We start from the raw sequence: 3,006 nt of genomic DNA on the forward strand, positions 1-3,006 counted from the left end.
GAGTTAAAAGCTCTTGAAGCGATTCTTTCAACGGAACAATCCACTTTAGCTGCTAAACAAGCAACTCTTGCACAAGCAAGAAGCCTTGTTGAACAACGTGAAGCTGAATTAGTACAAGTAAAAGAACACCGTACAAAAGCACAAGCAGTTGTTTCTCAATTGAAAGCCGCTCCAGCCATGCTGAAACAAGCTCAAATGGCTTATCGCTCTGCTAAACAAATGTTACTTGAAAAGAAAGAAATATTAGGACGTGAAGAAGCTAAATTGACTGTATTAAAAGCTGAACAAGCAGAAGTGACAAAACAACATCAAGCATTTGTGAAGATTTATCAAGAACAATTGGAAGCAGAACGTCAAGCTAAATTAGCGGAACAAAAAGCAGTTATTGAAAAAGCAGGCGGACAAGCAGTTCCAGTCTTTGATGAAACTGGTAAATTGGTTTCTTACGAAAGTATGTATAAACAAGCTACACCATTACTAGTGGGAAGTCAATCAACTGTTCAGCCAGTTCAGGTAAATTATTCAACTCGTTTTGAAAAAGTACTTCCATCTACTGGCGAAAAAGGCTCAATCTTGAGTGCGATTGGTGGATTACTTTTAGTTGGTCTTAGCTTTATGGGAACGAAGCGAAAAGAAGTGAAATAAGGAGAAAGCATGAATTTAATGTATTTTCGGATGGCTCGTGCGCCAGCCTTGGATTGAGTATATCAAATAGGAAATAGTTATTATTAGTTTAAAATATAAGGAGAAAATGAAATCATGAAATTAAACGAAACAAAAACGTATGGATCAATTCGGAAAATCAAGGCTTATGGTACTTGTGGAGTTATTTTGGGACTTGCTGCTTTAGCAGTTGCCACAGCGCAAACCTCTTATGCAGATGAAGCAACAACTACTCCGAATACGGCTACAAATTTGCAAGCTAGTCAGCCTGCGCAAACCCAAGCAGCTAAACAAACGATTGCTCAGGCGAATCAAGCACAAGGAACTGTAAATGTCACAGTAGATAATTCGCAAGTTAATCAGGCGGTTCAACAAGCTCAAAATGCTGGTGTGAAAGTAGTACAAGATGCAACTGTTGATAAGGGTACAACGAATACGTTAGCTGAAACCCAAAAAGCTCAAGCTGACATTGCGCAAGACCAAGCAAAACAAAAAGCTGCGGTTGAACAAACAACGGCGGATTATCAAAAAGCCAAAGCGGATCATGCTAAAGCAGTTGAAGAAACCAAGCAAAAGAATGCTCAAATTGAAGCAGATAATAAAGCTTTGAAAGAAGCGCATGATAAGGCTAGCCAACAGGCAGCTCAAACTAATCAAGCAGTGGATCAAGCGAAAGCTAAAATTAAGACGGAGTTTCCGGATGCTAAAGTAACCGAAACGACTAAAGAAGTGAAAGTGGAAGCCAATAAGACTTCTTATGATGCCTATACCAAAGCTGTTGAACAAGTAAAAGCTGAAAATAAAAAAGCTACTGAAACCTATCAAGCTGAAAAAACAAAGGAAGATAAGGAAATCGCAGCTGCGAAAGCGTATAATGAAACCGTTCGTAAGCAAAATGCTGCTAATAAAGCTAAGGTGGATGCTGAAAATGCAGAAATCGAAAAACGCAATCAAGCCAAGTTAGCTAATAAAAAATCTGTTGAAGCTGAAAATGCTGCTATCACAAAACGCAATGCAGCCGGTCAAGCAAAGGTAGACGCGGAAAACAAGGAAATTGATAAATTTAACAGGGAAGTTGCAGAACATAATCAAGCTGAAGATGCTCGTGTTGCAAAAGAAAAAGCTCAAGCTCAAGCTAATAGCACCAAAGAGGGTTATACAAAAGAGATTGTGAGTAAGTATTTAATTTTTGGTAAGGAAAATACCAAGCGAGCAAAATTGGTTTCAATTACTGGTGTGGAATTGATAAGTCAAAAGAAGTATTGGGACAAAGTAAAAGCTGCTAACGGGAATGTCTTTGATGTTTTGTCAAAAAATTGGGATGATATGGTAGTTCATAAGAAAGAAGAAGCTACATCTGAAAATGGCAGTGTATTAGGTCGATTAACAGTCGGGAAAACTGCAGTCGTTCGTTATGAAAATTTGGATGCTTTTTATAATGGTAAGAAGATTACAGCAGTTGAGTATCATTATACGGTAAAATCAGCTAATTCGACTTATGGTAAAGTAAATGCGAATTTTGATGGCTCGCCAACTTCTACAATTTTAGCAGGTACTTTAAAAGGAGCAGAAGGTTTTGAAATGGAATTAGAAGCTCGTTTCTTTGGTGAAGATGGAAAAGAAATCTTACCAGAAGCTAATAAACCATTTCTCTACTCAGTTGCTTCTATGAATAGTTATGGCGAAGGAACTAGTCACGTAGAATTTGTTCGTCTTTCTAAAAATGATAAGTTTGTTCAAATTAATGGGTCTAAGGTTGGTCGTTATGGAGATTTAGTTTATTCAAAATCAAATTTAGAAGACTTAGATGCTTTAGGGTTGGATCAGCCTTGGGATCGTGAAGATAGTCCTTACGCCTATAAAGGTGCTGGACTAGTTTCAACAGATAAACGAGTCAAGTTTACTTTCGGAGTAAATACTAATGGTCAATATAGTGGTATAACTTCTGAATGGTTTGCTTTTAATTCGGATTTTAAAGCGACTGGTGTGCCAACTGCACCTCGTTATAAAGAATCGAAACCTCATAGGACATTTACTCCTGAAAAACTCAAAGAAGTTCCAACTCCTAAATTGGAAGAGTTGAAGAAGTTCACTCCTGAAAAGGAAAAAACAGTTCCAACTCCAAAAGCTAAATTGACGTTGGTAAAAGTAAATGGTGTTCCAACACCAACCTATAAGCCAAAAGAAAAAGAACCAAAAGCACCAACAGTGCCAACGGTGCACGTACATGATTATAAGTTATCCACTCGTCCACAAATTGCAAAAGCGGTTGAAAATGCGGATAAGGTTAATGTCAATGGTCAGTACGTTGCTAAAAACTCGCTTAATCGTTTTGCTTTGCAG

General features: G+C 37.8%; 2 protein-coding genes. Both read left to right on the plus strand.

Annotated features, from left to right (window positions below; genetic code table 11):
• On the plus strand, positions 1–645 hold a 645-nt coding region (locus PCY71_RS14870), incomplete at its 5' end, for an LPXTG cell wall anchor domain-containing protein (protein WP_301412810.1).
• Positions 646–759: 114 nt separating this feature from the next.
• Positions 760–3,006: GbpC/Spa domain-containing protein (locus PCY71_RS14875; RefSeq protein ID WP_301412811.1), on the plus strand; the 2,247-nt coding region annotated here is incomplete at its 3' end.

The sequence above is a fragment of the Streptococcus sp. SN3 genome, assembly GCF_030439905.1.